Origin of the sequence: Amycolatopsis sp. cmx-4-61, from assembly GCF_046548775.1 — a bacterium.
In the GTDB taxonomy this organism is placed as follows: domain Bacteria; phylum Actinomycetota; class Actinomycetes; order Mycobacteriales; family Pseudonocardiaceae; genus Amycolatopsis.
This window is the reverse complement of sequence record NZ_JAEBEI010000035.1, coordinates 23,935-50,884: the sequence shown is the minus strand read 5'-3', so window position 1 is coordinate 50,884 and position 26,950 is coordinate 23,935. Positions and strand designations below refer to the sequence as shown.

The 26,950-nt window shown below is 72.3% G+C and carries 21 protein-coding genes; 16 read left to right on the top strand and 5 right to left on the bottom strand.

Features of this window, described 5'->3' with window-relative positions; genetic code table 11:
* Positions 1-234: 234 nt before the first annotated feature.
* From ACLJOU_RS45600 to ACLJOU_RS45565, 8 genes are all read left to right on the top strand, one after another.
* Positions 235-1,089 carry an SCO6745 family protein gene (locus tag ACLJOU_RS45600; protein WP_410575537.1) on the top strand — a complete coding sequence of 285 codons (855 nt, stop codon included), beginning with the start codon at positions 235-237 and terminating at the stop codon, positions 1,087-1,089.
* A 453-nt stretch (positions 1,090-1,542) separates the two neighbouring features.
* Entirely contained in the window at positions 1,543-1,809 is a 267-nt protein-coding gene (locus ACLJOU_RS45595) for a hypothetical protein (protein WP_247061182.1), read from the top strand.
* Positions 1,810-1,822: 13 nt separating this feature from the next.
* Positions 1,823-2,305, top strand: coding sequence for a hypothetical protein (locus tag ACLJOU_RS45590; RefSeq protein ID WP_410575536.1), 483 nt, complete (start codon positions 1,823-1,825; stop codon positions 2,303-2,305).
* Between the two features lie 3 nt (positions 2,306-2,308).
* On the top strand, positions 2,309-5,260 hold the full coding sequence (locus ACLJOU_RS45585) for an ATP-binding protein (protein WP_410575535.1): 2,952 nt from the start codon (positions 2,309-2,311) through the stop codon (positions 5,258-5,260).
* A 109-nt stretch (positions 5,261-5,369) separates the two neighbouring features.
* Positions 5,370-7,436, top strand: a complete 2,067-nt coding sequence (locus tag ACLJOU_RS45580) for a magnesium transporter (RefSeq protein ID WP_410575534.1) — start codon at positions 5,370-5,372, stop codon at positions 7,434-7,436.
* A gap of 3 nt (positions 7,437-7,439) precedes the next feature.
* Entirely contained in the window at positions 7,440-8,042 is a 603-nt protein-coding gene (locus ACLJOU_RS45575; protein ID WP_410575533.1) for a hypothetical protein, read from the top strand.
* Positions 8,043-8,044: 2 nt separating this feature from the next.
* Positions 8,045-9,046: a C40 family peptidase gene (locus ACLJOU_RS45570; protein ID WP_410575532.1), complete on the top strand. Its 1,002-nt coding sequence runs from the start codon at positions 8,045-8,047 to the stop codon at positions 9,044-9,046.
* Between the two features lie 3,320 nt (positions 9,047-12,366).
* Positions 12,367-12,552 carry a hypothetical protein gene (locus ACLJOU_RS45565; protein ID WP_410575531.1) on the top strand — a complete coding sequence of 62 codons (186 nt, stop codon included), beginning with the start codon at positions 12,367-12,369 and terminating at the stop codon, positions 12,550-12,552.
* On the opposite strand, the gene ACLJOU_RS45560 is transcribed toward ACLJOU_RS45565, so the two are convergent.
* Positions 12,549-13,493 carry an AAA family ATPase gene (locus ACLJOU_RS45560; protein WP_410575530.1) on the bottom strand — a complete coding sequence of 315 codons (945 nt, stop codon included), beginning with the start codon at positions 13,491-13,493 and terminating at the stop codon, positions 12,549-12,551. The two genes, ACLJOU_RS45565 and ACLJOU_RS45560, sit on opposite strands and share 4 nt — an antisense overlap.
* A gap of 126 nt (positions 13,494-13,619) precedes the next feature.
* On the opposite strand from ACLJOU_RS45560, the gene ACLJOU_RS45555 reads away from it, so the two are divergent.
* From ACLJOU_RS45555 to ACLJOU_RS45545, 3 genes are all read left to right on the top strand, one after another.
* On the top strand, positions 13,620-15,026 hold the full coding sequence (locus ACLJOU_RS45555) for an RNB domain-containing ribonuclease (RefSeq protein WP_410575540.1): 1,407 nt from the start codon (positions 13,620-13,622) through the stop codon (positions 15,024-15,026).
* Positions 15,023-15,796, top strand: a complete 774-nt coding sequence (locus ACLJOU_RS45550; RefSeq protein ID WP_410575529.1) for a helical backbone metal receptor — start codon at positions 15,023-15,025, stop codon at positions 15,794-15,796. Before ACLJOU_RS45555 ends, ACLJOU_RS45550 begins: the two co-directional genes overlap by 4 nt.
* 115 nt (positions 15,797-15,911) lie before the next feature.
* Entirely contained in the window at positions 15,912-16,211 is a 300-nt protein-coding gene (locus ACLJOU_RS45545) for a hypothetical protein (protein WP_410575528.1), read from the top strand.
* A 151-nt stretch (positions 16,212-16,362) separates the two neighbouring features.
* Here the strand turns inward: ACLJOU_RS45545 and ACLJOU_RS45540 are convergent, their stop codons facing one another.
* Positions 16,363-17,790: an aldehyde dehydrogenase family protein gene (locus tag ACLJOU_RS45540; protein ID WP_410575527.1), complete on the bottom strand. Its 1,428-nt coding sequence runs from the start codon at positions 17,788-17,790 to the stop codon at positions 16,363-16,365.
* Positions 17,787-19,142, bottom strand: coding sequence for a 4-aminobutyrate--2-oxoglutarate transaminase (gene gabT / locus ACLJOU_RS45535; RefSeq protein WP_410575526.1), 1,356 nt, complete (start codon positions 19,140-19,142; stop codon positions 17,787-17,789). The genes ACLJOU_RS45540 and gabT overlap by 4 nt, the downstream gene beginning before the upstream one ends.
* Before the next feature lie 101 nt (positions 19,143-19,243).
* Here gabT and ACLJOU_RS45530 point away from each other — a divergent pair, with 101 nt between their 5' ends.
* Positions 19,244-20,701 carry a PucR family transcriptional regulator gene (locus ACLJOU_RS45530; RefSeq protein WP_410575525.1) on the top strand — a complete coding sequence of 486 codons (1,458 nt, stop codon included), beginning with the start codon at positions 19,244-19,246 and terminating at the stop codon, positions 20,699-20,701.
* 16 nt (positions 20,702-20,717) lie between these two features.
* On the opposite strand, the gene ACLJOU_RS45525 is transcribed toward ACLJOU_RS45530, so the two are convergent.
* Together ACLJOU_RS45525 and ACLJOU_RS45520 are read right to left on the bottom strand one after the other, a co-directional pair.
* Positions 20,718-21,425 carry a cache domain-containing protein gene (locus ACLJOU_RS45525; protein WP_410575524.1) on the bottom strand — a complete coding sequence of 236 codons (708 nt, stop codon included), beginning with the start codon at positions 21,423-21,425 and terminating at the stop codon, positions 20,718-20,720.
* 34 nt (positions 21,426-21,459) lie between these two features.
* Positions 21,460-22,194, bottom strand: a complete 735-nt coding sequence (locus ACLJOU_RS45520; protein WP_410575523.1) for a FadR/GntR family transcriptional regulator — start codon at positions 22,192-22,194, stop codon at positions 21,460-21,462.
* Between the two features lie 111 nt (positions 22,195-22,305).
* Between ACLJOU_RS45520 and ACLJOU_RS45515 the strand changes: the two genes are divergently transcribed.
* The 4 genes from ACLJOU_RS45515 to ACLJOU_RS45500 all read left to right on the top strand — a co-directional run bounded on the left by ACLJOU_RS45515 (position 22,306) and on the right by ACLJOU_RS45500 (position 26,948).
* Positions 22,306-23,727: a gamma-aminobutyraldehyde dehydrogenase gene (locus ACLJOU_RS45515; protein ID WP_410575522.1), complete on the top strand. Its 1,422-nt coding sequence runs from the start codon at positions 22,306-22,308 to the stop codon at positions 23,725-23,727.
* Positions 23,724-24,809 carry an ABC transporter ATP-binding protein gene (locus ACLJOU_RS45510; protein WP_410575521.1) on the top strand — a complete coding sequence of 362 codons (1,086 nt, stop codon included), beginning with the start codon at positions 23,724-23,726 and terminating at the stop codon, positions 24,807-24,809. The genes ACLJOU_RS45515 and ACLJOU_RS45510 overlap by 4 nt, the downstream gene beginning before the upstream one ends.
* An 18-nt stretch (positions 24,810-24,827) precedes the next feature.
* Positions 24,828-26,030, top strand: coding sequence for an ABC transporter substrate-binding protein (locus ACLJOU_RS45505; protein WP_410575520.1), 1,203 nt, complete (start codon positions 24,828-24,830; stop codon positions 26,028-26,030).
* Positions 26,031-26,108: 78 nt separating this feature from the next.
* The gene (locus ACLJOU_RS45500; RefSeq protein WP_410575519.1) at positions 26,109-26,948 is read left to right on the top strand and encodes an ABC transporter permease; all 840 of its coding nucleotides are present in this window, start codon (positions 26,109-26,111) and stop codon (positions 26,946-26,948) included.
* Positions 26,949-26,950 lie beyond the last annotated feature (2 nt).

Below are 26,950 nucleotides of genomic sequence, written 5' to 3'. Positions count from 1 at the left end.
TGCCGGAACTGCTCCGGGTACTTCGACCTGCGAGACACCAGGACATCCTCCCTCCAGACCACCGTCTGGAATCAAGGTGTCCGGCCCCACGGGGCAACTCCACGTGTCGACCCTCTGATCACGCGTGTCGACCCCTCGATCACGCGTGTCGACCGCCGGATCACGCGTGCTGCCCCCGGCCGGCCCGCCGAAGTGTGGTTCCACCCGGTGGTTACCCGGTAGTAGGGTGCGGCTATGGCGGGTGACGAGCAGCGGTTCAAGTCGGCTTTCGACTCCTTGCACGCGTTCGTGTACTTCGCGCCCGAGGTCGACGCCGCGTTCGCCGGCGTCGGGCTGCGGCCGGGACGGATGCCGTACTTCGCCGGGCGGGCCGCGCCCATGGGGGCCGTCGGGGCGGACGTCGTCGCGGCCACCTTCTACAACTTCAACCCCGAGGTCGTCGCCCGCACGATCCCGCGGGCCTGGACCCTGGCGACGCCGGAACAGGTCCTCGACGCGCGGCTCGACGGCACCGACCGGGCGCTGACCCGGCTCCTCGGCGAGCACGTCAAGAGCGACGAGGTGGCCGAGGCGGCCGAGCTGGCGCGCGAAGCCACCGCCGGCTGCCGGCCGGAGGGCCGTCCGCTCTACGCGGGCCACTCCGGCCTGCCCTGGCCGGGCGAGCCGCACCTCGTGCTCTGGCACGCCGTCACGCTGCTGCGCGAGCACCGCGGCGACGGGCACATCGCCGCGCTCGTCCTCGAAGGGCTCGGCGGCCTCGAAGCCCTCGTCACCCACAGCGCCACCGGACGCGGGTTCGTCACGCCCGCGGCCAAGCTCACCCGCGGCTGGAGCGACGAGCAGTGGACCGCCGCCGAGAGCCGCCTGAAGGACCGTGGCGTCCTCGACGCCGAGGGGGCGCTCACCGACGCGGGCGTCGCTCTGCGCGACCGCCTCGAGGCGGCCACCGAGACCGCCGCGCGAGGACCGTGGGAGCACCTCGGTGCCGAGCGGACCGTCCGGCTCGAGGAGCTGTGCCGCGGCCTCAGCCGGCGCGTCGTCGACGCGGGCGCGTTCCCCGATGGGGTGTTCGCGCTCGGCCGCCCGTGAACGGTCAAGATCACGCTATGTAGTGAAAGAATTGTGAAGTTTCGGACACCCCGTGACGGACAGCACGTGCGGTGAAGATCGACATGGCCGTCGACCGGCCGAGGGCCGTGACAGAGCGGACTCGCGCGACGCGGCCGTTCGTGTCATGCAACACTGTTCCAGGCCGCACAACGGCGCGAGTGCAAGTACCCACAGTGAGCAAATCCCGGGCAATGGGGTGAGTTCGTCAGCACACTGAGAAGTATGGGTGGCCGGGGTTCAACCCGAGGCCCCTTGCCGCGATGATGGGGGGCGTGGAGTTTTCCCGTGCCACCCGCACCACGCCGGTTGACGAGCCAGCCGGTCTCTACGCAGCGCACTTTGACCACTACCCCTCGTAGCCCCCATGATGTTGTTCGAAGCACCGCCTGAGCCAGAACCGCGCGGCCCCCACCGCGCACCGGGAGTATCACGATGATGACCTTGACCACCCTCGACACGCTGGCCGCCGGCGAACTGGGCACCGGAAACGTGCGCCAGTGGCTGCTCGACAACGTCATCCCCCTGGTGCTGCTGTCCGTCGCGCTCCTGCTCCTGTGGCTGGGCGGCGGCAAGGGCGACAACGCCGGTGTCATGCGCCGGCTCGCCGGCGTGGTCATCGCGCTCGCCATCATCGGACTCGCGGTCAGCGGCGCGGGCGTGAACGTGGGCCAGTGGATCGCCGGCCTGTTCACCGGCTGAGGGCGGGGCCGGCGTGCGCATCAGGACCGATGACGAGGTTTACCGGGTCGACGCCGTGTGGCTCGGCCCGCCGAAAGCGACTTTTCCCTGGAGAGCCCGGTACGTCGCCTGGCTCGTCGGCTTCCCGACGTTCTTCCTCGTGCTCGGCGTCGAACGCTGGGCGGGGTGGAGCTTCGGGTTCTTCTCGACGGCGTGGGCGTTCATCGCCACCATCGTGATCACCCGGCTGCTCACGGCCAAGATCAGCCACGAGCGCCCGCTCGGCGCCGTGGTCGCGATGGCGGGCCGCGAGCTGAACACCCCCCGGGTGCGGACCACGGGCACGGGCGGCGCGGTCAGCGCCAGCCGCGTCCGGGTGCGGGCGGAGCGCCCGCTGCCGAAGCACCGCCGCAGGCGGCAGTACCAGCACCACGGCGGCCCGCCGGGTGCCGCAGTCCCCCAGGGAGCACCACGAGCGCGCCGGAGCCGGGGCAACCCGGCTCGGGCCGGGAGGTAGTCGTTGTTCGGTCGCGGCGGTAGCCGAGGTACACGGGGTCGGGACACGCACTCGGGCGCATGGCAACCGCCCGAGCAGGTCCGCGCGTCGCGGAACGGCTCGGGGAACAAGGCCCGCCTGCCCGGTGAGCAGGCGATTCCCGCATACACCCCGTCGATCGCGGTGCGCAGCATCGACGGGCACCTGGTCCGCACGGGGGTCGAGGTCTACGCCTGGTACCGGCTGGCGCCGCAGCGCTGGTCGTTCCGCTCGGACTCCCAGCGGCGCGACCTGATCGCGGCCATCGCCGGCCAGTACGCCGAGCTGCAGGGCCGTTGGCTGCACCTGCGCGTGACGAACCGCCCGTACCCGATCCGGATGTGGGCCGAGGCGCACGTCTACAACGCGCACGGCCGGCCCGCCGACGTCCCGGGCGCGCTGTCCTTCGACGACTACCTGATCGGCGAGCAGCAGCAGCTGATGGGCCGCTCGATGGCCGAAAAAGAGGTCTACCTGGGCGTCCAGGTGCAGACCCGGCGCATGGTCGACCGCGCGGTCGAGCGGGCCGCGCCGGTGCTGCGCCGGATCCTGCCCGAGGCCGTCGACGCCGAGCTGACCGCGCTCGACTCCGAGGTCGAGCACCTCGACCAGGTCATCGGCAGCGCCGGGTTCGAAGGCCGTCCGGTGCACGCCGAGGAGATGTCCTGGCTGATGCACCGGTCCTGTTCGCTGGGCCTGCCCGCGCCGCGGAACATGCCCGCGGTGCCGGGCGCGGCCTGGGAGCCCGAAGACCTGGCCAGCTTCACCGACGCCGCCGACTTCTACGCCGAGCCGTACGCCCCGACGGTGACCGTCCGCGGCCGCACCGGCTCCAACGCCGGCGTCTCCCGGCACCTGGCCGTCCTCACCGTCGGGCAGATGCACGGCCTGCAGATCCCCGAGGTCGACGACCCGTGGATCCAGCACGCCGACCGGCTGCCCGCCGCCGTCGAGGTGTCCGCGCGCATCTACGTCCGGCGCCCCGAGGACGTGGCCGGGGAGCTCCAGCGGCAGATGAACAAGGTGCGCTCGCAGGTCAAGCACTACACCGACGAGCACGAGCTCGAGCCGCCGCAGTCGCTGTCCCGGCAGGCCAGCCGGGTGCTGGAGATCGACGACGAGATGACGTCGGGCTTCACCGCGCTGGCCACCCGCGTCCGGTCGTGGTGGCGGCTGGCGGTGTCCGGCCCGACCGAGCGCGACGCGCTGCGCCTGGCCCAGCAGCTGCTCGACCTCTACAAGCCGAAGATCGCGATCGAGCACCCCGAGGCCCAGTACGCGATGGCGCGGGAGTTCATCCCGGGCGAGCCGCTGGCCTCGGCGGCGTACATGCGCCGCGGTTCGGTGGTCTGGGCGTCCTCGGCGGTCCCGACGGCGACCGCGGAGGTCGGCGACCGCCGCGGCATCCTGCTCGGCGAGACGTGCACGGCGACCCGCCGCCCGGTGGCCTGGGACCCGTGGATGGCCCAGGAGATCCGCGACGGCTCCGGCCTGACGGCCATGGTGGCGGGCCTGGGTGGTGGTAAGTCGTTCCTCGGCGGCGGCATCGTCTACAAGACGCTGCGCGCGGGGGCGAACTGGACGATCCTCGACCCCTCCGGACCGCTGTCGCGGCTGTGCGACCTGCCGGAGCTGCGGCCGTACGCGCGGCCGATCAACCTGCTCAACGCCCAGCCCGGGATCCTGAACCCGTACCGGGTGGTCGCCGAGCCGCTGATCGAGCACTTCATGGACGAGGACGACCCCGAGCGCTCCTGGCGCCGCGAGAAAGCCCTTGCGGGCGCCACGCGGCGCCGTCTCGTGCTGGACGTGCTGACGGGTGTCCTGCCGTACGAGGTGTCCCGGATGGCCCAGACGCGCATCGTGCTGCTGCGCGCGGTCCGGGCCGTCGGCGGCCGGTTCGACGCCGATCCTGGCCAGGTAATCGATGCCTTGCGCCGGGATTCGTCGGAGCACCACGAGCACGCGGGCGTCGTCGCGGACTTCCTCGACGAGATGCGCGAGCGGATGGCGCTGCTGATCCCGGAGACGGACGCCGACCCGTACTCGGAGACCCGCGACGACCGGCTGACGGTCCTGACGATGGCCGGCCTGACCCTGCCGAAGGACGGCGTCCCCCGCGAGTACTGGACCGACGCGGAGAGCCTCGGTGTCGAGATGCTGAACCTGGCGGCGTGGCTGACCCAGCGGTCGGTGTACGAAAAGCCGAAGGAGATGCGCAAGGGCGTCTGGATCGACGAGGCGTTCTTCCTCTCGGAGGTCCCGACCGGGCGCGTGCTGATGAACCGCTTCGCGCGTGACTCGCGCAAGTGGAACGTCCGCGTCCTGCTGTCGTCCCAGATCCCGGCGGACTTCCTGAAGATCCAGGGTTTCGTGGCCCTGCTGGACTCGGTGTTCGTCGGTCGTCTCGACGACGACGACGCCCAGGCCGATGCGCTGCGGCTGCTGAAGGTTCCGGTCGGCGTGGGGTACGAGCAGGTCGTGGCGGCACTGGGGCGTCGCCCCGGAGCCCAGCGGGGCATCGAGCGCGACGTCGAGCCCCGCCAGTTCATCTTCGGCGACGGAGCCGGCGGCGTGGAGCGCATCCGCGTCGACTTCTCCGGCCCCCACCTGGACCACCTGCGCGCGGTCATGGACACGACCCCGGGGTCGAAGGACGCGACCCCGTCGCGGCGTCCGGGCAACGAGCTGGCCCTGCCGGCGGAGGAGAAGAAGCCGTACGTCGCGGTCCCGCCGGAGGACGAAATCGAGCTGGAGCAGGACTTCGAGCTGGCGGCGGAACTGGAGGTCGGCCTGGCCGACGAGAACCTCCTGGGCGCCCCGGACCCCCTGGCATCCGAAACAGGCGAGGTGGAGGGCGGCGTCGAGTCGCCCAACGGGCAGCAGCAACCCGCCCGCACCGGCGGAAAGGGCGGCCCCGGCCGGGACGCCGCATGAACGCGGCCCGGAAACGAGGCGTGCGCGCGGATCGGGGCGCGGGCCCCGGCCGCCGGGCCGCGGGCCACCGCCCCGAGTCCGGCTGCGCAGTGACGGCGGGGGGTGCGGCGTGAACACCCTGCTGACGTTGGCGGTGCTGCTGACGCTGGCGGCCGGATGGCGCACGCTGAAGCGCCGCATCAAGGAAGGGCCGCCGGCCCGGCGCGTGCCGAGCCGCAAGGCGACCATGTTCGCCGTCATGCTGGTCCTCGGCCTGCAGGCCATCGCCACCGCCCCCGCGGCCAGCGCGGCGGCGTGCGGCGAGGCGCCGAACCCGGAGCGCCCGGGCGCCGGGATGGTGGGCGCGATCGACCCGCCGGAGGGCCACGGCGAGCCGAACAGCGCCTACATCGACTACGGCTACGCCGGCATGGTCTGGAACACCTTCGAGACCAACTGCACGGCGGTGAACCTCACCCCACCCGGGTCCACTTTGGACACGTGGGGTGGCAACCAGCTGTTCAACCTGGGCAAGAACATCGTCGGCGCCACGAACTCGCTGCACTACACCGTGCTCGAGGGCGGCCTGCTGAACCCGATCTACAACGCGGTGAAGTCCGGCGCCGAGAAGGTCTACAACAACATCTACGCCCAGTTGTTCGGCCTGGTGGCGCTGATCCTGTCGATCATGATGTTCCGCAACATCTGGCGGGGCGACCTGGCCGCGGTCAGCAAACGCGCGCTCTACGCACTGGCCGGGGTCTGGCTCGCCGCGTCCTCGCTGGCGATGCTGCGGTACTTCGACCCGATCGACAAAGCGATCGTGCAGACGACGACGAACATCCAAGCGGGGTTCGTCGACGAGAGCGGTGACCGGATCGTCCGCGACATCCTCCCGACCCAGCTCCACACGCAGATCGTCTACAACAACTGGCTGCGCGGGGAGTTCGGCACGCCGTCGGCGCCGCAGGCCGAGCAGTTCGGCAAGCCGCTGCTCGACGCGCAGGCGTTCACCCGCAACCAGCTGGTGAACGGCGACGACGGCAACCAGGCCGTCATCGACGGCAAGAAGAACGCCTACAAGGACATCTCCGGCAAGCTCGGCCCCGCCACCGGCTACTTCACCGGCGAAGCCGGCGGCCGCACCGGTGCCGGGTTCCTCTCCCTCGGCCAGGCCCTCGTCTACTCCCTCTTCCAGCTGCTGGCCAAGGCCAGCGTCCTCCTGGCCCAGGTCCTCATCCGCCTCTTCGCCCTCACCGCACCGCTGATCGGCCTCGTCGCCCTCCTGCACCCGGAGATCCTGCGCCGCGTGCTCAAGGTCGCCGGCGGAGTCGCCTTCAACCTCGTCGTGCTCTCCGTCCTCGCCGGCGTGCACGCCCTGCTGCTGCAGGCCATCTTCGACGCCGGCAACTCGCTGAACATGCTCACGCAGATGGTCCTCGCCGGGCTCATCACCGTGCTGCTGTTCATGGTCGGCCGCCCGGTGCGGCGGCTGTGGCAGATGGTCGAGATGTCGGTCAGCATGGTCGGCGCCGCCGTGCCGTCGCCCGGCGGCGGGATCTTCTCGCGGTTCCGGCGCCACAAGAACGGCCCGACCCCGCAGGACGAGTTCTGGCAGCACGTCCGCGACACCGACGACGTCGTCGACGGCGAGCAGCGCGGCCCGCTCGGCGCCACCGCCGGCGGCGGCCGGTTCCGGCCGGAAGCCACGATCTTCGCCAACGCCCAGCGCCTCGACAACACTTCGGGCGCCTCCCGCCCGGCCGCGGCCTGGTCCGGCGCGTGGCCGGGCGCCATCCCCGGCGGTACCGCCGGCGCGCTGCCCGCGGGCCGCCGCCCCGGCGCCCCGGTCTTCGGGCAGTACAACCCGGCCGGCGGCGACGGCGGCGAGTACGTCGTCGTCGGCCCGGGCGGCCGCCCGACGACCCGGGAGGAAAGCCGGCGCGTCGACACCTCGCCGGTGGCCGACCGGCGCTGGAGCGACGAGCCCGAGCCCGTCGTCGTACCGAGTGACCTGCGGCCGCCCGAGTCCGGGTTCAGCGACTACGCGCCGCGCACGCCGGGCGTGCGCGCCCAGCCGCGTCGCGTGGACCCCGAAGTCGTCGCGGGCAAGCCGGTCTTCGTGCTCTACCGGCCGTCCCGGGGCATCGAGGTCCGCGAGGAACCGCGGGACACCGACCAAGTGCTGGGGCGGTGACCGATGCCGATCCGCACCAACCGCGGCCGCGCCGCGGTCTACCGGCGCCTGTGGGGCTGGCCGCTGCGCTCCCCGCGGCACCTGATGGGGACGCTGGTGTTCCTGGCCATCCTCGTCACCGCGCTCGGCATCGTGCTGCCCAAGGTGGTCGGCAAACCGCAGGCCAAGGCGGCACCCGGCGGCCCGGGGACGACCACCTCGGTCACCGCGTCCCGGCCCGGCGTCGCCGCGCCCGTCCCGACGTCGAACCTGCCGACGCGGCTGTCCACGCCGCTGGCCACCCCGACGCCGACCACGCCGGACGCCGACGCCATCCGCGTCGCCAAGGAGTGGGCGGCGGCCTGGGTGAACCACCCGGCCGGCATGACCTCCGCGCAGTGGCTGGCGCAGCTGAAGCCGTACACCACCGACGAGTACCTGCCGGTGATGGGCACGGTCGACCCGGCGAACATCCCGGCGACGAAGGTCACCGGTGAGCCGGTGGCCGGCACGTCGTACCCGAAGTCCGTGCAGGTCACCATCCCGACCGACGGGCCGAAGCTGGCCATCACGGTGGTGAGCACCAACGCCGGCTGGCGGGTCGCCGACTACGACCAGGCGAGCTGACCGTGCGGCGCCTGGGGCTGTGGCTGGGGCTGGTCGTGTTCGTCGCGATCGGCGCGCTGGTCGTGACCGCGGTCGCCGCGAAGGTCGTCATCGACAACCAGCAGGCGCAGGCCCGGGGCGTGAACCTGATGAGCTGCGACGCCTCGGTCGGGCCGACCCAGCCCGGCCAGGGCGACCGCGGCACGGTGGACGCGTCGAAACTGGACGACGAGCAGCGCGGCATCGTCGCGCTCATCATCTCGGTCGGCAAGCAGCGGACGCTGGCGCCGCGCGCGTGGCAGGTCGCGATCCAGGCCGGGATGACCGAGTCCGGCCTGCACAACCTGACCTTCGGCGACCGCGACTCCCTGGGCATCTTCCAGATGCGCCCGTCGATGGGCTGGGGAACGGTGGCGCAGGTCACCGACCCGACGTACGAGGTCAACAAGTTCTACGACGTGCTGCTCGCGGTGCCGGACTGGGAGAACAAGCGGCCCGGCGACGCGGCCCAGGCGGTGGAGCGCTCGGGCTTCCCGGATCGCTACCACAAGTGGGAGCCCATGGCGGCGACGCTGGTGGAGTCGGTCGGCCAGGTCGTCGACGTCGTCGCCTGCGGCACCGGCATGGGCGCGCTGCTGCCGCCCAGCCAGGCCGCCGCGCAGGCGATCAAGTTCGCGCTGGGCGAGCAGGGGAAGCCGTACGTGTGGGGCGCCACGGGCCCGGATTCCTACGACTGCTCGGGGCTGATGCTGCGGGCGTACGAGTCGGCGGGGATCATCCTGCCGCGCGTCTCGCAGGACCAGTACCACGCCGGCGCGCTGCTGCCGGTGCGCGAGGCGCAGCCCGGTGACCTGCTGTTCCTGGCCACCGACCCGTCGGACCCGACGTCCATCCACCACGTGATGATGTACCTGGGCGACAACAAGATCGTCGAGGCGCAGCAGACGGGCGTCCCGGTGCACACCCGGGCCTTCTCGTTCGACGAGCGCGAACTGGTGCCGCAGGCGGTCCGTCCCGGCGTTTAGCATGGGTGGCGAGGGCCTGGACAGGATCCACCGATTCACCGACGTCGCGGCGCTTCCACGAGCAGCTGACCGCGCACTGGCAGAGGATGAGCACGTGGGACGCAAATTCGGCAGGCGGGGCAAGCCCGGAGCGGGCGAGCCCCGGGACCCGGCGGCGCTGTTCGGCGCGCCTCAGCCGCCCCGGCAGAGTGCGCGTCCCGCGTCCAGCACGCCGCTCGCCGACCAGCTGGGCCAGGGCTACCCGGGGGTGGACGCGGGGTACGTCGTGCTGCCGCGGTCGTTGGCGGAGGGCATGTCCCTGCCGTGGCAGCACCAGATGGCGGCGCTGCTGGCCCAGTTCCACGCGGAGCACGCGGGGCTGGCGTGGCCGATCTACCGGGTGGTGCCGTCGAGGTACGAGAAGCTGGCGGACCTCGACGAGGAACAGCTCGCGGAGGCGGGCTACCTAGTGGAGATGGACGCCGACGGCGAGATGGTCTACCGCGAGCGCAGCGGCCGCAAGGTCGACGACCCGGAGAACACGTCGGTCTTGGTGTCGTGCCTGGACCCGATCCCCAGGCCGGCGGCCCGCCCGGCACCCCAGCAAGCGCCGCCGCCGGGCCAGGCCCCGGCTCCGATGAACATCGGCCCGGCCCCGGTGTGGCGAACGGTACCCCACCCCCCGCCGGCGCAGCCGGTACCGGGAACACCGGAGCAGCCGGTGTGGGGGCGGCCGCACCAGCGTCAGGAGGAGGGAGTGGCCCCCGGGGCACCGGCGGTGGCGCCGGAGTGGTCGGTGACGGCCGAGCCGGACCTGCCGGGCCCGGTGAAGGCTCCGCAGTCATCCCCGCGCCATGCGGCGGCAGAGACTGCGGACTTCCGTTCGCCGGCGCCGCAGGTTCCACCTGCGGCGGGTCTGCCCGACGTCGCTTCGCCGGGTGAGTCGGGGTTGGCGGGGGCGCCTGGTCTCGAGCCCCGGCCGGCGGCGCAGGTTGCGGACCATCCGGAGGCCCCGGTTTCGGTCCCGGGCGGACCGGTTCCGCCAGAGGCCACTGCTCCGGTGTTGCCGGAGTCTGGAACCGGCGTATCGGCTCCGATCGAACCGGCGCCCCAGGATTCCGGCCGGCCGGAGGGTGCCTCACCGGCATCCGATGGACCTGAGCCGGAGGCGGCTCGCCGCGAGGAGGCCGAACCCGCGGCGGCCGAGCCGGAGCTGACGAACGGTTCCCAGCCTGAGGAAGCTGCGCCCACCGCCGCCGAGCCCCCGACGAGCGAAGCGGCGCCAACGGAGGCGCCCGCTCCGGTCGAACAGGAGCCGGTCCACCCGCTGGGGCCCGAAGGTCGGACGGACGCGCCCACCGCGGCGCAGGAAGTTCCGCAGCCGCCGGTTACGGCGGGTGGTGCCGAGGCGACCACCGAGGCGGCGGAGCCACCGGGTGCTGTTCCGGAGCCGACAGCTGCGCCGATCGCCGAACCGCGGGGTGCCGCATCGCAGCCGCCGGCTGCGCCGGGCGGTGCCCAGGCGGCCGCTGAGTCGGCGGAGTCGGTGGGTGTTAGTGCGGAGCCGACGGCTGAGCCGGTCGCCGAACCGCAGAGTGCTCACTCGCAGCCGCCGGCTGCGCCGGGCGGTGCCCGGTCGACCACTGAATCGGCCGAGCCACTGGGTGCCCTCTCGGAGCCAGCGCCGGCGCCGGTCGCCGAACCAAACGATGCCTCTTCACAGCCGATGGCTGCGCCGATCGCCGAGCCGCAGGGTGTTGCCTCGCAGCCGCCGGCTGCGCCGGGCGGTGCCCAGTCGACCACTGAATCGGCCGAGCCACTGGGTGCCCTCTCGGAGCCAGCGCCGGTGCCGACCGCCGAACCACACGATGCCCCTTCGGAGCCGATGGCTGCTTCGGGTGCCGTGCAGTCGGCTGCCGGATCGGCCGAGCCGACGGCTGCACCGACCGCCGAACCGCAGGGTGCCCCTTCAGAGCCGATGGCTGCTTCGGGTGCCGCACAGCCGGCTGCCGAATTGGCGGCGCAACCCGGTGCCCCCTCAGAGCCGACGGCTGCGTCAGCTGCCGAACCACAGGCTGCGTCCGATATTCCGCAGCCGACGGCAAGCTCGGGCGATGCGCCCCAGCCCGCTTCGACGGAGGAACAGCCTCTAACGATCGGCGCCCACCTACCGAAGTCGCCCTGGGGGCCGGCCGGCTTGCCGGCTCCCGGCAACGGTCCGGCGCCCGCTCCCACCTACGGCACCAGCCCGGTGCCCGGCTCCGCACAAGGCCCCAGTCCGGCGCATGGCATCAGTCCGGTGCCGGGGGCAGCGGCTGCGCAGAGCGCCCCGGCTCCCGTGCACAGCTCCGGCCCTGAGCCTGCGCAGAGCGCGGGCCTGCCCGGCTCCGGTCCTGCGCCCAGCACGGCGCAAGGCCCCGGTCCAGCGAATCCTCAACCGGTACCGAACCCCGGCCCGGCTGGTTCTCCTGCGCCCGGGACCACCTCGGTGCCGGATCCGATCCCGGCGGCTGGCTCCACCCGAGCCACCGCCCCGGACGGTCCTTCTGTTGCGCCCGGTATCGCCTCGGTGCCCGGTGCCGTCCCGGCGGTCGGCCCCGCCCAAGCCGCCTTCAACCCGGCTCCCAACCTCACCCCGCCGCCGCAGCACTCGGTCCCGGCCCCAGGGCCCGCTCCGCTGGAGAGCTCCGCGGCACCGCAGGCCTCCGCACCCCAGCAGAGCCCCAGCTCATCGCAGGGCCCCGACCTGCAGGGTCCCACCAATCAGCCGAGCCCCGCAGCGCCGCAGAACCCCATCGCCGCGCAGAGCTCCACCTCGTCGCTGAGCCCCGCGGCACCGCAGAACTCCATCCGGCAAAGCCTCACGCCCCAGCAAAGCCCCACCGCCGCTGCGCTGGACCCTGCGCCCCAGCAGAGCCCCATCCAGCAGAACCCTCCGGCACCACAGATCCCCCCAGCACCGCAAAGCCCCATCCAGCAAACCCCGCCAGCACGCCCCAAGCCGGTCTTTCCCGGCCCCGAGTCAACCCCCCAGCCGTTCCCCGCCCGGCACGCCGCGCCCGCGCGCCCTGTCTTCCCCGGTCCCGGGACCATGCCCCCCGTCCCGCCCGCCGCCCCGAACGCGCGGCCCGTGTTCCCCGGACGGGACACCCCGCTCCCGCAACCCACGCGCCAAGAGCCCGAAACCCCGCCCCGTGGTACGCCGCGCGGCTGGTTCGACGAGTTCCCCGAAACCCAAGACCCCGAAGAACCGCAGGACTTCGGGCCCACCGGGCAGCCGACGGAGATTCCCTACCGGTACAAGCGCTGACAGCCCGGCCCGGGGGTGCGAACCTAGGACCATGTCCAAAGATCCGAATCCCGACCAGGGGTGGTACTACAACACCCGCACCCACCAGGTCGAGCACCTCGAACGCAGCCGCAGCGTCGACCTGCTCGGCCCCTACCCGGACGAGGCCACCGCCCGGCGCGCTCTCGAGATCGCCCGGGAGCGCACCCGGCAGGCCGACGTCCAGGACGACGACTAAACCGGCAGTCCCGGGCCCAGCACGAAGCCGGGGTCCACCTGCGCGGCGAGGTCGGCGCCCGCCCAGGCCGCCGCGTTGCGCAGGTGGAACTCGACCGCCTGGCGCTGGTAGCGCGCCCAGTCGCGCTGCTCCGCGTCCACCGTCGCCAGCATCGAACGCAGCGTCGAGAGGTTGCGCGGCTCGAGCTCGGCGACCGGCCGGGCCGTGCCGCGCTCCGCCGCGCGGACGTGCCTCGACGCCGACAGCCAGCCCAGCAGCGCCCCGCCGACCTGGTCCTGCAGGAATTCGACGTCTTCGGCGTCGGTCACCTTGTTCCCCACCACCACGAGCCGCACGCCGAAGTCGCGCGCGTAGTCCGCGTACTGGCGGTACACCCCGACGCTGCGGAGCGTCGGCTCGCACACCAGGAACGTCACGTCGAACCGCGTGAACAGCCCCGAAGCGAACGCGTCCGCGCCCGCCGTCATGTCCATCACGACGTATTCGCCGTCGACGTCGACCATGTGGTTCAGCAGCAGCTCCGCCGCCCCCACCTTCGAGTGGTAGCACTTGACGCCGAGGTCGTCCTCGTCGAACTGCCCGGTGACGCCGAGCCGGACGCCGCCCAGCCGCCGGAAGCACGTCGCGAACACCGGGTTGTCCTCGAACGGCCGGACCAGCCGCGAGCCGCGGCCCGGCGGGGTCGTCTTGATCATCGACGCCGCGTCCGGGATCCGCGGGTTGTCGCCGCGCAGGTAGTCCTTGATCAGCGCCATGTTGTCACCCAGCGTCGGCCAGGCGAGCGCTTCCTCCTCGGTCGCGCCGAGCGCGACGGCGAGGTGCTGGTTGATGTCGGCGTCGATGGCGAGCACCGGCAGGCCCGCGTCGGCGAGGTAGGCCACGAACAGCGACGAAAGCGTGGTCTTGCCGCTGCCGCCCTTGCCGACGAACGCGATCTTCACAGGAGGACCTTTCTGGGAATGAAGACGGTTTTCATTATTGCCGCGTAACGTACACCCGACCGGCCCGCGCCCGATCGGGCGATGTCCGGGCCCGGAGCGGGTTAGGGTTGGGGGGTGCCTCCCCTCGTGATCAGGACACACTCGGCGGGCGGGGACTTCGGCCCCCTGCGTGCCGAGTTTTCGCTGCCGGAGTCGTTCGGGCCCGAGGTGCTGGCCGAGGCCGAAGCGGCGGTGCTCGATCCGCTGGCCGACGCGGGCCCCCGCGAGGACGCGACGGACCTCCCGCTGGTCACCATCGACCCGCCCGGCGCCAAGGACCTCGACCAGGCGATGGTCGTCGAGAAGACCGCGCACGGCTTCCGCGTGCACTACGCGATCGCCGACCTCGCCGCCTTCGTGCCGCCCGGCGGCGCGCTCGATCGCGAGGCGCGCCGGCGCGGCCAGACGCTCTACCTGCCCGACGGCAACGTCCCGCTGCACCCGCCGGTGCTGTCCGAAGGCGCGGCGAGCCTGCTTCCCGGCGAGGTCCGGCCCGCGGTGCTCTGGACCATCGAGACCGACGAAACCGGCGAGCCGACCACCACCCGCGTCCGCCGCGCGCTGGTCCGGTCCACCGAGCAGTTCGACTACGAGACGGTGCAGGCCGCGCTCGACGCCGGGAACCCGCACCCGTCGGTGGCCGCGCTGCCCGAGCTGGGCCGGCGGCGGCGCGAGCTGGCCGTCCGGCGCGGCGCCGTCGAGCTGCAGCTGCCGGAGCAGGAGATCACCGGCGACCCGGACGGCGGCTGGGTGCTCGCCCGCCGCCCGCGCACGGCCGTCGACGCCTGGAACGCCGAGATCTCGCTCCTCACCGGCATGGCCGCGGCGCGGATCATGCTCGACGCGCGGATCGGCGTCCTGCGCACGCTGCCCGACCCGGAGCCCGAGGCCGTCGAGTGGCTGCGCCGCTCGGCCGAAGCGCTGGGCATCGCGTGGGCGCCCGGCACGACCGTCTCGGAGTTCCTGGCCCAGCTGGACCCGGGGCAGCCGGCGTCGATGGCGCTCTACGCCGACACGACCCGGCTGCTGCGCGGCGCGGGCTACACGGCCTTCGACGGCGAACTGCCCGCGCTGACGACCCACGCGGGCATCGGCGGCGCGTATGCGCACGTCACGGCCCCGATCCGGCGGCTGGTGGACCGGTTCGCGACGGAAATCTGCCTCGCCGTCTCGGCCGGGCGCGAGGTCCCGGAGTGGGTGCGGGCGGCGCTGGCCGACGTCCCGGAGCGGATGAGCGCGTCGGACACCCTGGCGGCGAAGGTCGAGCGGGCGTGCATCGACCAGGTCGAGGCGTGGGTGCTGGCCGAGCACGTCGGCGGCGAGTTCAGCGCGGTGGTGCTGCGCGCGGACGAGAACAAGGCGGAAATCCTCGTCGAGGACCCGACGGTGATGGCGAAGTGCGCGGGGGAGAAGCTGACCGCGGGCGAGCGGATCGCGGTCCGGCTGACCGCGGTCGACGTCGAGAAGCGGAAGGTTTCGTTCGAACGCGCATGACCTACCTCGTCGACGACCTCGGGGAGCCGGTGCCGCTGTCCGGACCGGCCGCACGCGTGGTGTCGCTCGTGCCGTCGCTGACCGAAGCGGTCGAGGTCAGCGCGCCCGGCCGCCTCGCCGGCGCGACGGACTACTGCACGCATCCGTCCACTCTGGACGTTCCGCGCGTCGGCGGTTCGAAGTACCCGAAGCTCGACCGGGTGCTCGACCTGGCGCCGGACCTGGTGCTGGCCAACGCGGAGGAGAACCGGCCGGAGGACGTGGAACGCCTGCGCGCCAACGGCATCCCGGTGTGGGTGATGGCCGCGGCGGCTTCGGTGCCGTCGGCACTGGGCTCGCTGCGGCGGATCCTGACGCAGGCGTACGAACTGGACGAGCCGGAGTGGCTGGTCGCGGCGGAGGAGGTGTGGCGCGAGGTCCGGCCGGTGCGCTTCCGCGCGGTGGTCCCGGTTTGGCGCAAGCCGTGGATAGTGCTGGGCCGCGACACGTTCGCGGGCGACGTCCTGAGGCGGGTGGGCGTGGCGAGCGCGTACGCGGCTGCGGAGGAGCGCTACCCGCGCCCGGACATCGAGGAGCTGCGGGCCCGGTTCGCGGCGGACGCGGACCTGCTGGTGCTGCCGGACGAGCCGTACGCGTTCACGGAGGAGGACGGCCCGGACCACTTCCCGGAGGCGCGGTACGTGCTGGTTTCGGGGCGGTATCTCACGTGGTACGGGCCTTCGCTCGTCGAGGCGCACGCGGCGTTGACCGAGGTACTGGCTCGGCTGTGAAGTCTCGCGCCGGCTCGGCACGGATGGCGGCCGCGACTTCGCCGGAACCGGGTCAGGGCGATCGATTTCCCCGAGCCACGCTGCCAAGCGCTCGAAGTGCTCGCTCGTCAACCCGGTGTGCGCGTCGACCGGGATCAGCTCGGTCGCCAAGCCCGCGCGGCGGTCCAGGAACGCCGCCCGCGCCTCGGGGAACAGGTCGAAGTCGTCGTCGAACCAGGCCAACGGGCGGCCGGCCGCGAAGCGGGCCACCTGGGGGAACTTCCACGCCGGCGACGGGCCGGGGAACTCGATCACCGGCAGCGGCGGCAGCCCGATCGCCGGGCCGATCCACCGGTTCGCCCGGTGTTCCCAGCTGGTCGCCCAGGCCAGCTCCGCGTTCGCGGCGCCGGCCAGTGCGAGCAGCGCGGGGCCGTGAGCCGGGTGGAGCCAGATCCGCAAGCGCTTGCGGCTCCAGCGGGACAGCCGCAGCGCCTGCTCGACGTAGCCGGCGGGCTTCGCGTGCCGCGGGGCCGCCCACGGGCTCAGCGGGCCGTCCACGTCGAGCAGGATCAGCGGTCTCACACCGCTTACAGCGTCAGGCCGGTCAGGACCGTTACCCGCTCCTCCGTGAAGTCCGCCATCGCCGCCGCCGGGCCTTCGCGGCCCACGCCCGAGTCCTTCACGCCGCCGTAGGGCATCTGGTCCGCGCGGAAGCTCGGCACGTCCCCGACGATCACGCCGCCCACCTGCAGGGCCGCCGACACCGAGAACGCCGTCGGGACGTCGCGGGTGAACACGCCCGCCTGCAACCCGAAGCGGGACGCGTTGATCCGCGAGACGCCGTCTGCCACCGAAGCCACCCGGACCAGCGAAACCACCGGCCCGAAGACCTCCTCGGCCATCACCGACGCGTCCTCGGGGACGTCCGCCAGCACCGTCGGCTCCACCGTCGCGCCCGACCGGCCGCCGCCGGTCAGCAGGCGGGCGCCCGAAGACACCGCCGACGAGACCCACGAGGAGACCCGGGCCGCCGCGTCTTCGTTGATCAGCGGGCCCACGTCGACACCGTCGAGACGCGGGTCGCCCGTCCGCAGCGCACGCACTTCCGCCAAGACCTTCGAGACCAGAGCGTCGTACACGTCGGAGTGCGCGTACACCCGCTGCACCGAGATGCACGACTGCCCTGCCTGGTACATCGCGAACGTGGCGATCCGCTGCGCCGCGAAGTCGAGGTCCGGCCAATCGGGACAGACCAGGACCGCGGCGTTGCCGCCCAGCTCGAGAGCCACGTGCTTGCGCGGCACGCGGTCGCGGATCGCCCAGCCGACCGGGACCGAGCCGGTGAACGACACCACCGGCAGCCGCGGGTCCTCGACCAGCTGCGACGACGTCTCGTTGGCCACCGGGAGGATCGACCACGAGCCCGCCGGGAGGTCCGTCGACGCCAGGATCTCGCCGAGCAGCAACGCCGTCAGCGGCGTCGACGGCGCGGGCTTGAGCACGATCGGCGCGCCCACCGCGATCGCCGGCGCCACCTTGTGCGCCACCAGGTTCAGCGGGAAGTTGAACGGCGTGATGCCGAGCACCGGGCCGCGCGGCACGCGCCGGACCAGCGCCAGCCGCCCGGTGCCGCCGGGGTCCGTGTCGAGCCGCTGCAGCTCGCCCGAGAAGCGGCGGGCCTCCTCGGCCGCCCAGCGGAACGTCGACACCGCGCGCCCGACCTCGCCGCGCGCCCACTTCAGCGGCTTCCCCGACTCCGCCGTGATCAACGCGGCGATCTCTTCGGACCGGTCGCCCAAGGAACGGGACACGTGGTCCAGCGCCCCGGCGCGGACGTGCGCGGGCAGCGTCGCGAATTCGTCGGCGACGTCGGCCGCGCCCTGCACCGCGGCTTCGACGTCCGAGTCCGCGGGAACGAAGTGCGACCCCGCTTCCGAGCCGTCGAACGGGTGACGAACGACTGCGGTGGCACCGCCGGTCACCGGCTTCCCGGCCACCCAGAACGGGAACGTCATGCGCGGGCCTCCGTCCGGACGGCGTGCTCCAGCACCGAGAGGCCCTCGTCGAGCAGGTCGTTGGACAGCGATAACGGCGGCAGCAGCCGGACGACGTTGCCGTAGGTCCCGCAGGTCAGCACGACCACGCCGGCCCGGTGGCAGGCCGCCGCGACGCGCTTGGTCAGAACGGCGTCGGGCTCCGCCGTGCCCGGGCGGACGAACTCCGCGGCCAGCATCGCGCCGCGCCCGCGGACGTCACCGATGACGCCGGTTTCCGAAGCCAGCGCACGCAACCGCGGCAGCACGACGCCTTCGATGCGCTTGGCCGACGCGGCGAGGTCCTCGGTCTTCATCGTTTCGATCGAGCCCAGCGCCGCGGCGCAGGCGATCGGGTTGCCGCCGTACGTGCCGCCGAGGCCGCCCGGGCCGACGGCGTCCAGCAGCTCGGCGCGGCCGGTGACGGCGGACAGCGGCAGGCCGCCCGCGATGCCCTTGGCCGTCGCGATCAGGTCCGGCACCACGTCCTCGTCGGTCGACGCGAACCACGAACCGGTGCGGCAGAAGCCGGTCTGGACCTCGTCGGCGACGTACACCACGCCGTTTTCCCGGCACCAGGCCGCGATCGCGGGCAGAAAGCCGCGCGCCGGCTCGATGAAGCCGCCCTCGCCCTGGATCGGCTCCAGCACGACCGCCGCGACCTGGTCGCCGCCGATCTGCTTCTCGATCCGGTCGATGGCCAGCGCCGCCGCTTCCGGCCCGGACAGGCCGTCGCGGAACGGGTACGAGCCCGGCACGCGGTAGATCTCCGGCGCGAACGGGCCGAAGCCGTGCTTGTAGGGCACCGACTTCGCGGTCATGCCCATGGTGAGGTTGGTGCGGCCGTGGTAGGCGTGGTCGAACACGACGACGGCCTGGCGCCCGGTCGCCGTCCGCGCGATCTTCACGGCGTTCTCGACCGCTTCGGCACCGGAGTTGAACAGCACCGACTTCTTCGCGTGGTCGCCCGGCGTCAGCTCGGCCAGGGCTTCGCAGACCTCGACGTACCCCTCGTACGGCGTGACCATGAAACAGGTGTGGGTGAACCAGCAGGCCTGCTTGCGGACGCGGTCGACGACCGCCGGCGCCGAGTGGCCGACGTTGGTGACCGCGATGCCGGAGCCGAAGTCGATCAGCACGTTGCCGTCGGCGTCGGTGAGCAGGCCGCCGCTGGCGGAAGTGACGTAGACGGGCAGCACCGAGCTGACCCCCGCCGCGACGGCGGCGGCACGGCGCTGCTGCAGCTCGCGCGAGACGGGGCCGGGGATCTCGGTCTGCAGCCTGCGCTGCCGGGGCGCCGGCGCCGGCGGCTCGGTGGTGGTGCTTGCGGTCACGGCGTGCTCCTGGGAAGTCGGTGGACGTCCTCAGGATGAGCGGCCGCCGGTCGTTCGTCAGCTGGCCGTTCCGGCCAAGAGCGCGCGTAGAATTGGCCGTTATGGCACTCACCCTGGCCGGACTGGCCGCCGAGCGCCCGCTCGGGCTGCGGGTGCTGACCGGGGACGACGTCCTGGACCGCCCCATCGGCTGGGTCCACCCCACCGAGCTGACGGATCCACAGGCCTTCCTCGAAGGCGGCGAGCTGCTGCTCACCACCGGGCTGGCCCTGGCCGAGGAGACCGCACCGGCCTACGTCCGCCGTCTCGTGGCCGCCGGGGTCGCCGGCCTCGGCTTCGGCGTCGGGCTGAGCCACGAGCACGTCCCGCGGGCCCTCGTGGCGACGGCGGCCGAAGTGGGGCTGCCGGTGCTGGAAGTGCCGCGGAAGACGCCGTTCATCGCGATCACCCGGGCGGTCTCACGGGCGGTGGCGGCCGACGAGTACGCGACGACGGTCCGCATCGGCCGCGCCCAGCAGGAGCTGACCCGCACGGCGGTCGGCAAGGGCGGCCCGGCCGGAGTGCTGCGGAAGCTGGCGAAGCTGGTCGACGGCTGGGTGCTGCTCTTCGATCGCACGACCGTGACCGAAGCCGCTCCGGCAACCGCGCGAGCGTACGGCGCTTCGCTGCGCGAAGAGCTGGAGCGGCTTCGCACCGGCACGCGGGCCTTCTCGCTCGACGGGCAGGAAGTCGTGCTGCAGACCCTCGACACCAGCGCCCGGCGGGTGCTCGCCGTCGGCACCGCGGAGCCGCTCGACACCGCGGGCCGGCACATCGTGAACACCGCGGTCTCGGTGCTTTCCCTGGCGCTGGAACAGGACCGCGCCCAGGCGGCGGCGCGGGAGGCGCTGCGGACGGGGCTGGTGGAACTGCTCGCGGGCGGTCAAGCCGACCTGGCGCTGCGGGTGCTGAGCGCGTCCGGTGGTGAGCCGCCGGACGCGCCGTGGTCGGTACTGGTGTTCCTCGGCCCGCCCGCGGCCCGGCGCAAGCTGCTCGCGGCGATCGAGGGCAAGCTGTTCGCGGCCCGCTGCGGTTCGTCGGTGGTCGCCTTCGGCCCGGCGAGCGTGGTCGAGCCGGCGGCCGAGGCGGCGCTGCGGATCGGCGGCCTGCACGGCGGCCTGGCGGGGCCGGTCGCCCCGGGCGACTTCGCGACCGGGCTCCAGCAGGCGGAGCTGGCGGCCCGGGCGGCGGAGGCCGAGGACAAGATCCTGGTCTCGGCGGCCGAGCACACCGGCCGCGGTCTCCTGTCGCTGATCGACCCGGTGGTGGCGCAAGCGTTTGCCGGCGGCCTCCTGGCCCCGTTGCGCCGCCACGACGAAACGGGCCGCGGCGACCTGGTCGAGTCCCTGCGCTGCTGGCTGGAGCACCACGGCCACTGGGACACCGCCGCCGCGCGGCTGGGCGTCCACCGGCACACGCTGCGCAACCGGATCACCAAGGCGCAGGAGCTGCTGGGCCGCGACCTCGATTCCCCCGGCGTCCGCGCGGAACTCTGGGTGGCCCTGCAGACGCCCGCCTGACCCCCGATCGCTTGGGTCAGGCGCCGGTCACCAGGACGATCGGCGAGTCCCCGCAACGCCGCAACGACGGCCCCGGCTCCGCGCCCGCCGACCACCACGCCGGGACGTCGGCCTCGCGGACCAGCGAGCCCGTCGGCTGCCGGACGCTGTTGGACACGATCACCCGCCCCTGCGCGTTCAGCAAAGCCGCCCCGCGGCCCAACGAACGCAACCTCGGCCGCACCGCGCGCTCGAACTCGCGCACGTACACGTCGGCCCCCACCACGCCCGCGAACGAACCGGCGCGCGTCACCGGGATCGTGAACGTCAGCGTGTACTCGTCGGTGCACAGGTAGTCCACGTACGGGCCGTTGATGTGCCGCCGCCCGGTGTCGCGGGGGACCGTGAACCACGACTGGCGCGTGTAGTCCAGGAAGTTCTCGCTCGCCGGGTCGAGGCTGATGAACAGCTGGGCCGGGGGCGACCCCGCCGTCCACCACTCGAAGCCGAATTCCGAATCCGCCAGCACCTTCGGGGCGCTGACGAAGCCCGCGCCGATGATGAGCCCGCCGAGTGCCTCGGTGACCTGCGGGCGGATCCGGTGCAGCGCCACCGCGGCCGGGGTGTCCGCCAGCACCGACTCGGCCGCGGCCAGCAGCGGCTTCAGGCGTTCGAAAACCCCTTCCACCAACGCGGAAACCTGCTCGACGACCTCGTCGCCGGCCAGCGTGCGGGTGTCGTTCACAGTGGTCACCTCGATGCGCGGAGTGGTGCGGAGTTTACGGGGTGAGCAAGTCGAGGTGCACGTCCGCGAGCCGGTCGAGCGCGGCCAGCAGGTGTTCCTCGGTCAGCTTGCGGGCCAGTTCGCCGTCCGCGGCGGAAATCGCCGCGGTGATGGCCGCGTGTTCCTCGCACGCCGGGGCCGCCGGCCCGAGCGGCAGCCACAGCAGGCCGCCGAGCTCACTTTGCAGGTGGACCTCTTCGTGCGTCAGCCGCGGCGACTGCGCGGCCGCCGCGACCTCCAGGTGGAACTGCCGCTCCGCCCGCGTGAAGTCGAGACCGTGGGCCGTGCGGAGGTCGTCGGCCGCCAGCCGCAGCCGGGAGACGTCTTCGGGGGAGCTGCGCTCGGCGGCGAGCTTGGCCGCGGCCCCGGCGATCGCGAGGTAGTGGTCGCCGACGTCCCGCAGGTCCGACAGTGACACCTCGCGCAGCCGCGCGCGCCAGGCGTCCGCGGGTGGGTTGGCCGGCGCCCGGACGAAACTGCCGCCGCTGCGGCCCCGTCGCGTCTCGACCAGCCCCTGCTGCCGCAACGCCACCAGCGCTTCCCGGACCGTCACGGTCGAAACGCCGAACTGGGCGGCCAGGTCGGCTTCGCTCGGCAGCTGTTCGGCGTCGGCGAGCAGGCCGAGCGTGATGGCGTCGACCAGCCGCGCCGCCACCGCCTCCGCCCGCCCGACCTGGCCGAGCGGCGCGAACATGGCGGACCGCGCGCTGTGCGACATGCCCTTGCGCATCGTGACCCTTCGGCCGTCGAGGTACCCGTTCGCACCAATCTTGCCCCATCCCCTTGTCCTATTACATATGGACTTATATGTTTTAGCCCCGATCGCCAGCCAGGAGGCACCGTGCACGAGCTGAAGCACTACGTCGGCGGCGCGTACGTCGAGTCCAAGTCGGGCCGGACCGCGGAAATCACCGACCCGGTCACCGGGCGTCCCTACTGCACCGCGCCGATCGCCGGGCCCGAGGACGTCGACAACGCGCTGCAGGTCGCCGCGACCGCGTTCGAGACCTGGCGCACGACGACCCCCGCCCAGCGCCAGCTCGCGCTGCTCAAACTCGCCGACGCGCTCGAAGCCCGCGCCGAAGAGATCGTGCGCGTCGAGTCCGCGAACACCGGGAAGCCGATCGCGTTGACCATGGCCGAAGAGATCCCGATGGTCCTGGACCAGGTCCGGTTCTTCGCCGGGGCCGCCCGCGTGCTCGAAGGCCGCGCGGCGGGGGAGTACCTCGAGGGGCACACCTCCTTCGTCCGCCGCGAGCCCGTCGGCGTCTGCGCGCAGGTCACGCCGTGGAACTACCCGCTGCTGATGGCCATCTGGAAGATCGCGCCCGCGCTCGCGGCCGGCAACACCGTCGTGCTCAAGCCGTCCGACACCACGCCGGCGTCGTCACTGCTGCTCGCGGAGATCGCCGGTGAGTTCTTCCCGCCGGGCGTGTTCAACGTGCTCTGCGGCGACCGCGACACCGGTCGCGCGCTGGTCGAGCACGACATCCCGGCCATGGTCTCGATCACCGGCTCGGTCCGGGCGGGCATCGAAGTCGCGAAGTCCGCCGCGAACGACGTCAAGCGCGTGCACCTGGAACTCGGCGGCAAGGCGCCGGTCATCGTCTTCGGCGACGCCGACCTCGAAGCCGCCGCCGAGGCCATCGCCGTCGCCGGGTACTTCAACGCGGGCCAGGACTGCACCGCCGCCACCCGGGTGCTGGTCGCCGACGACGTGCACGACACCTTCGTCGCCGCCCTCACCCGCCAGGCCGAGCAGACCAAGACGGGCAGGCCGGACGACGAAGACGTCACCTACGGCCCGCTCAACAACGCAACGCAGCTGGAGAAGGTGGCCGGGTTCGTCGACCGGCTGCCGGAGCACGCCACCGTCCACTGCGGAGGACACCGCGCCGGCGACGAGGGCTACTTCTACGAGGCCACCGTCGTCTCGGGCCTCCGCCAGGACGACGAGATGAGCCAGAACGAGATCTTCGGCCCGGTCATCACCGTCCAGCGCTTCGCAGACGAGGCCGAAGCGCTGAAGAGCGCGAACGCCGTCCAGTACGGCCTCGCGTCCTCGGTCTGGACCCGCGACCACCAGCGGGCGATGCGCGCCGCCGCGAAGCTCGACTTCGGCTGCGTCTGGATCAACACGCACATCCCCCTGGTCGCCGAGATGCCGCACGGCGGGTTCAAGAAGTCCGGCTACGGCAAGGACCTCTCGCTCTACGGCCTCGAGGACTACACCCGCGTCAAGCACGTGATGAGCGCACTGTGAGGGTCGCCGTGCCGAACCAATCGCCCCACCGAGCCCCGTCCGAGACGCGGGAAACGCCCGCGGCGCCGGAAAGTACGCGCCCGGCGATCCGGCTTTCCGGGCTGCACAAGCACTTCGGCGACGTCCACGCGGTCGACGGCGTCGACCTCGACATCCCGCCGGGCGAGTTCTTCTCGATGCTCGGCCCGTCCGGCTCCGGCAAGACGACGGTGCTGCGCATGATCGCGGGGTTCGAGCTGCCCACCGGCGGCACCATCGAGCTCGACGGTCACGACGTCAGCCGGCTCGCGCCGTTCGAGCGGGACGTCAACACGGTGTTCCAGGACTACGCGCTGTTCCCGCACATGACCGTGCAGCAGAACGTCGAGTACGGCCTGCGCGTCAAGCGCGTCCCGAAGCAGCAACGCCGGGAGCGGGCGCTCGAGGCGCTGAAGACCGTGCGGCTGGAGGACTACGGCTCGCGCAGGCCCGCGCAGCTGTCCGGCGGGCAGCGCCAGCGCGTCGCGCTCGCCCGCGCGCTGGTGAACCGGCCCAAGGTGCTGCTGCTCGACGAACCACTGGGCGCGCTGGACCTCAAGCTGCGCCAGGCCATGCAGCTGGAGCTCAAGCAGATCCAGCGGGACGTCGGCATCACGTTCGTCTTCGTCACCCACGACCAGGACGAAGCCCTCACCATGAGCGACCGCATCGCGGTGTTCAACGAAGGCAGGATCGAGCAGGTCGGCCCGCCCGAAGAGGTCTACGAACGGCCCGCGAGCGCGTTCGTCGCCGGGTTCGTCGGCACGTCGAACCTGCTGGGCGGCCGCGGCGCCGAGTCCGTGATCGGCCGGCCGGGGCTGTTCAGCATCCGGCCGGAGAAGATCCGCATCGACGACGCCCTGTCCGAACCCGCCGCGGCGGGGGACACCAGCGCCACCGGCACGGTCACCGACGTCGTCTACGCCGGGGCCACCGTCCGGTACTCGGTCGCGCTCGACGCCGGCGGCCAGCTCTCGGTCGTCCGGCAGAACACCGACGGCGTTTCGGCGGACGGCCGCGTCCGGCTGAGCTGGCGCAACGAACACAGCTTCCAGGTCCAGTAGTAGTCCAGAAGGGTTGCCATGAAGAACAGGAAGACGCGGCTTGCCGGGCTCCTCGGCGCCAGCCTGCTGTTGGCTGCATGTGGCACGTCCGGTTCCAACTCCGCCGCGCCGCCGGGCGCTCAGGGGTTCACGCCGCCGAAGCTGGAAGCGCTGAAGGCGCTGGGGCAGCCGGAAGGCCAGCTGAACGTCCTGGCCTGGCCGGGGTACGCGGAGAACGGCTCGAACGACCCGAAGGTCAACTGGGTGACGCCGTTCGAGCAGCAGACCGGCTGCAAGGTGAGCGTCAAGCCGTTCGGCACGTCCGACGAGGCCGTGACCCTGATGAAGACCGGACAGTACGACGTCGTCTCCGCCTCCGGTGACGCGTCGCTGCGGCTCGTCGCTTCCGGCGACGCCGAGCCGGTGAACACCGCGCTGGTCCCGAACTACGCCGACGTCCAGCCGTTCCTGAAGAACAAGCCGTGGAACAGCGTGAACGGGACGGCATACGGCATCCCGCACGGTTGGGGCGCCAACCTGCTGACCTGGCGCACCGACAAGGTGACGCCCGCGCCGAATTCGTGGTCGGTCATGTTCGACGCGAATTCGTCCTACAAGGGGAAAGTGATCGCCTACGACTCGCCGATCTACATCGCCGACGCGGCCCTGTACCTCCAGACGCACCAGCCGGACCTCGGCATCAAGAACCCGTACGCCCTCGACGACAAGCAGTTCGCCGCCGCGGTGAACCTGCTCAAGCAGCAGCGGCCCCTGGTGTCCGAGTACTGGTCGGACTACCTCAAGGAGTCGCAGGCGCTGAAGAACGGCGACGCCGTCGTCGGCACCGCCTGGCAGGTCACGGTCAACCTGACCAAGGGCGAGGGTGCGCCGCTGGAGGCGTCCGTGCCGAGCGAGGGCGCCACCGGGTGGTCGGACACCTGGATGGTCGCGGCGAAGTCGGCGCACAAGACGTGCGCGTACAAGTGGCTCGACTACATCATCAGCCCGAAGGTCAACGCCCAGGTCGCCGAGTACTTCGGCGAGGCGCCGGCCAACCCCAAGGCGTGTGCGGAGCTGACCGACAAGACCCTCTGCGACACCTACCACGCCAACGACGCCGGCTACGCGGCGAAGATCGCGTACTGGACCACGCCGATCCAGCAGTGCCTCGACGGCCGCACGGACGTCAAGTGCACGGACTACGGCGAGTGGACGAAGGCCTGGACCGAGATCAAGGGCTGATCCCCCCGAACTCCGGGAGCGGCGGGCTGTGTCCCCCCACTCCGCCCGCCGCTCCCGGACCCATTCCTGCGAGGCACGATGACCGCCGTTTCCGCCTTCTTCTACCGGAAACCCCGGCTGCGCCTGGGTTTCCTGCTGTCGGCCCCGCTGCTCTGGCTCGGTCTGGCCTACCTGGGCGCGCTCGCCGCGCTGTTCGTCACGGCGTTCTGGCGCACCGACGCCTTCACCGGCCAGGTCGTCATCGACTGGTCGCTGGACAACTTCAAGACGCTGTTCAGCGACGCGGTGTACCGCACGATCACCTTCCGCACGGTCGGGATCGCGGCGCTGGTCACGGTCATCGACGCGGTGGTCGCGTTCCCGATGGCGTACGCGATGGCCAAGCTCGCTTCGCCGCGGGCGCAGCGGATCCTGGTGATCGCGGTGATGACCCCGCTGTGGGCGAGCTACCTCGTCAAGGCGTACGCGTGGCGGTCGATGCTGTCCGGCAACGGCGCCCTGAACTGGCTTTCGCCCGGTTACGGCGTCACCGCCACCATCATGACGCTGTCCTACCTCTGGCTGCCGTACATGATCCTGCCGATCTACGCGGGCCTGGATCGGCTGCCGGACTCCCTCGTGGACGCTTCGGGCGACCTGGGCGCCCGCTCGCTGCGGACGTTCCGCTCGGTGATCCTGCCGCTGACCTTCCCGGCGATCGTGGCGGGCTCGATCTTCACGTTCTCGCTGTCGCTGGGTGACTACATCGCGGTGAAGATCGTCGGCGGTACTTCGCAGATGCTGGGCAACGTCGTCTACGACAACATCGGCGCGGCCAACGACCTGCCGTTCGCGGCGACGGTGGCGACCGTGCCGGTCGTGATCATGCTGGTCTACCTGGCCGCCGTGCGCCGGACCGGCGCGCTGGACAACCTCTAGGA

Excerpts from the sequence above, each read along its gene's own strand:
- ACLJOU_RS45575 (WP_410575533.1), top strand. The coding sequence starts at position 7,440 with ATGCCGATCCGCACCAACCGCGGCCGCGCCGCGGTCTACCGGCGCCTG.
- ACLJOU_RS45595 (WP_247061182.1), top strand. The coding sequence starts at position 1,543 with ATGATGACCTTGACCACCCTCGACACGCTGGCCGCCGGCGAACTGGGC.
- ACLJOU_RS45540 (WP_410575527.1), bottom strand. The coding sequence starts at position 17,790 with ATGACGTTCCCGTTCTGGGTGGCCGGGAAGCCGGTGACCGGCGGTGCC.
- ACLJOU_RS45530 (WP_410575525.1), top strand. The coding sequence starts at position 19,244 with ATGGCACTCACCCTGGCCGGACTGGCCGCCGAGCGCCCGCTCGGGCTG.
- ACLJOU_RS45505 (WP_410575520.1), top strand. The coding sequence starts at position 24,828 with ATGAAGAACAGGAAGACGCGGCTTGCCGGGCTCCTCGGCGCCAGCCTG.
- ACLJOU_RS45500 (WP_410575519.1), top strand. The coding sequence starts at position 26,109 with ATGACCGCCGTTTCCGCCTTCTTCTACCGGAAACCCCGGCTGCGCCTG.
- ACLJOU_RS45520 (WP_410575523.1), bottom strand. The coding sequence starts at position 22,194 with ATGCGCAAGGGCATGTCGCACAGCGCGCGGTCCGCCATGTTCGCGCCG.
- ACLJOU_RS45565 (WP_410575531.1), top strand. The coding sequence starts at position 12,367 with ATGTCCAAAGATCCGAATCCCGACCAGGGGTGGTACTACAACACCCGC.
- ACLJOU_RS45550 (WP_410575529.1), top strand. The coding sequence starts at position 15,023 with ATGACCTACCTCGTCGACGACCTCGGGGAGCCGGTGCCGCTGTCCGGA.
- ACLJOU_RS45600 (WP_410575537.1), top strand. The coding sequence starts at position 235 with ATGGCGGGTGACGAGCAGCGGTTCAAGTCGGCTTTCGACTCCTTGCAC.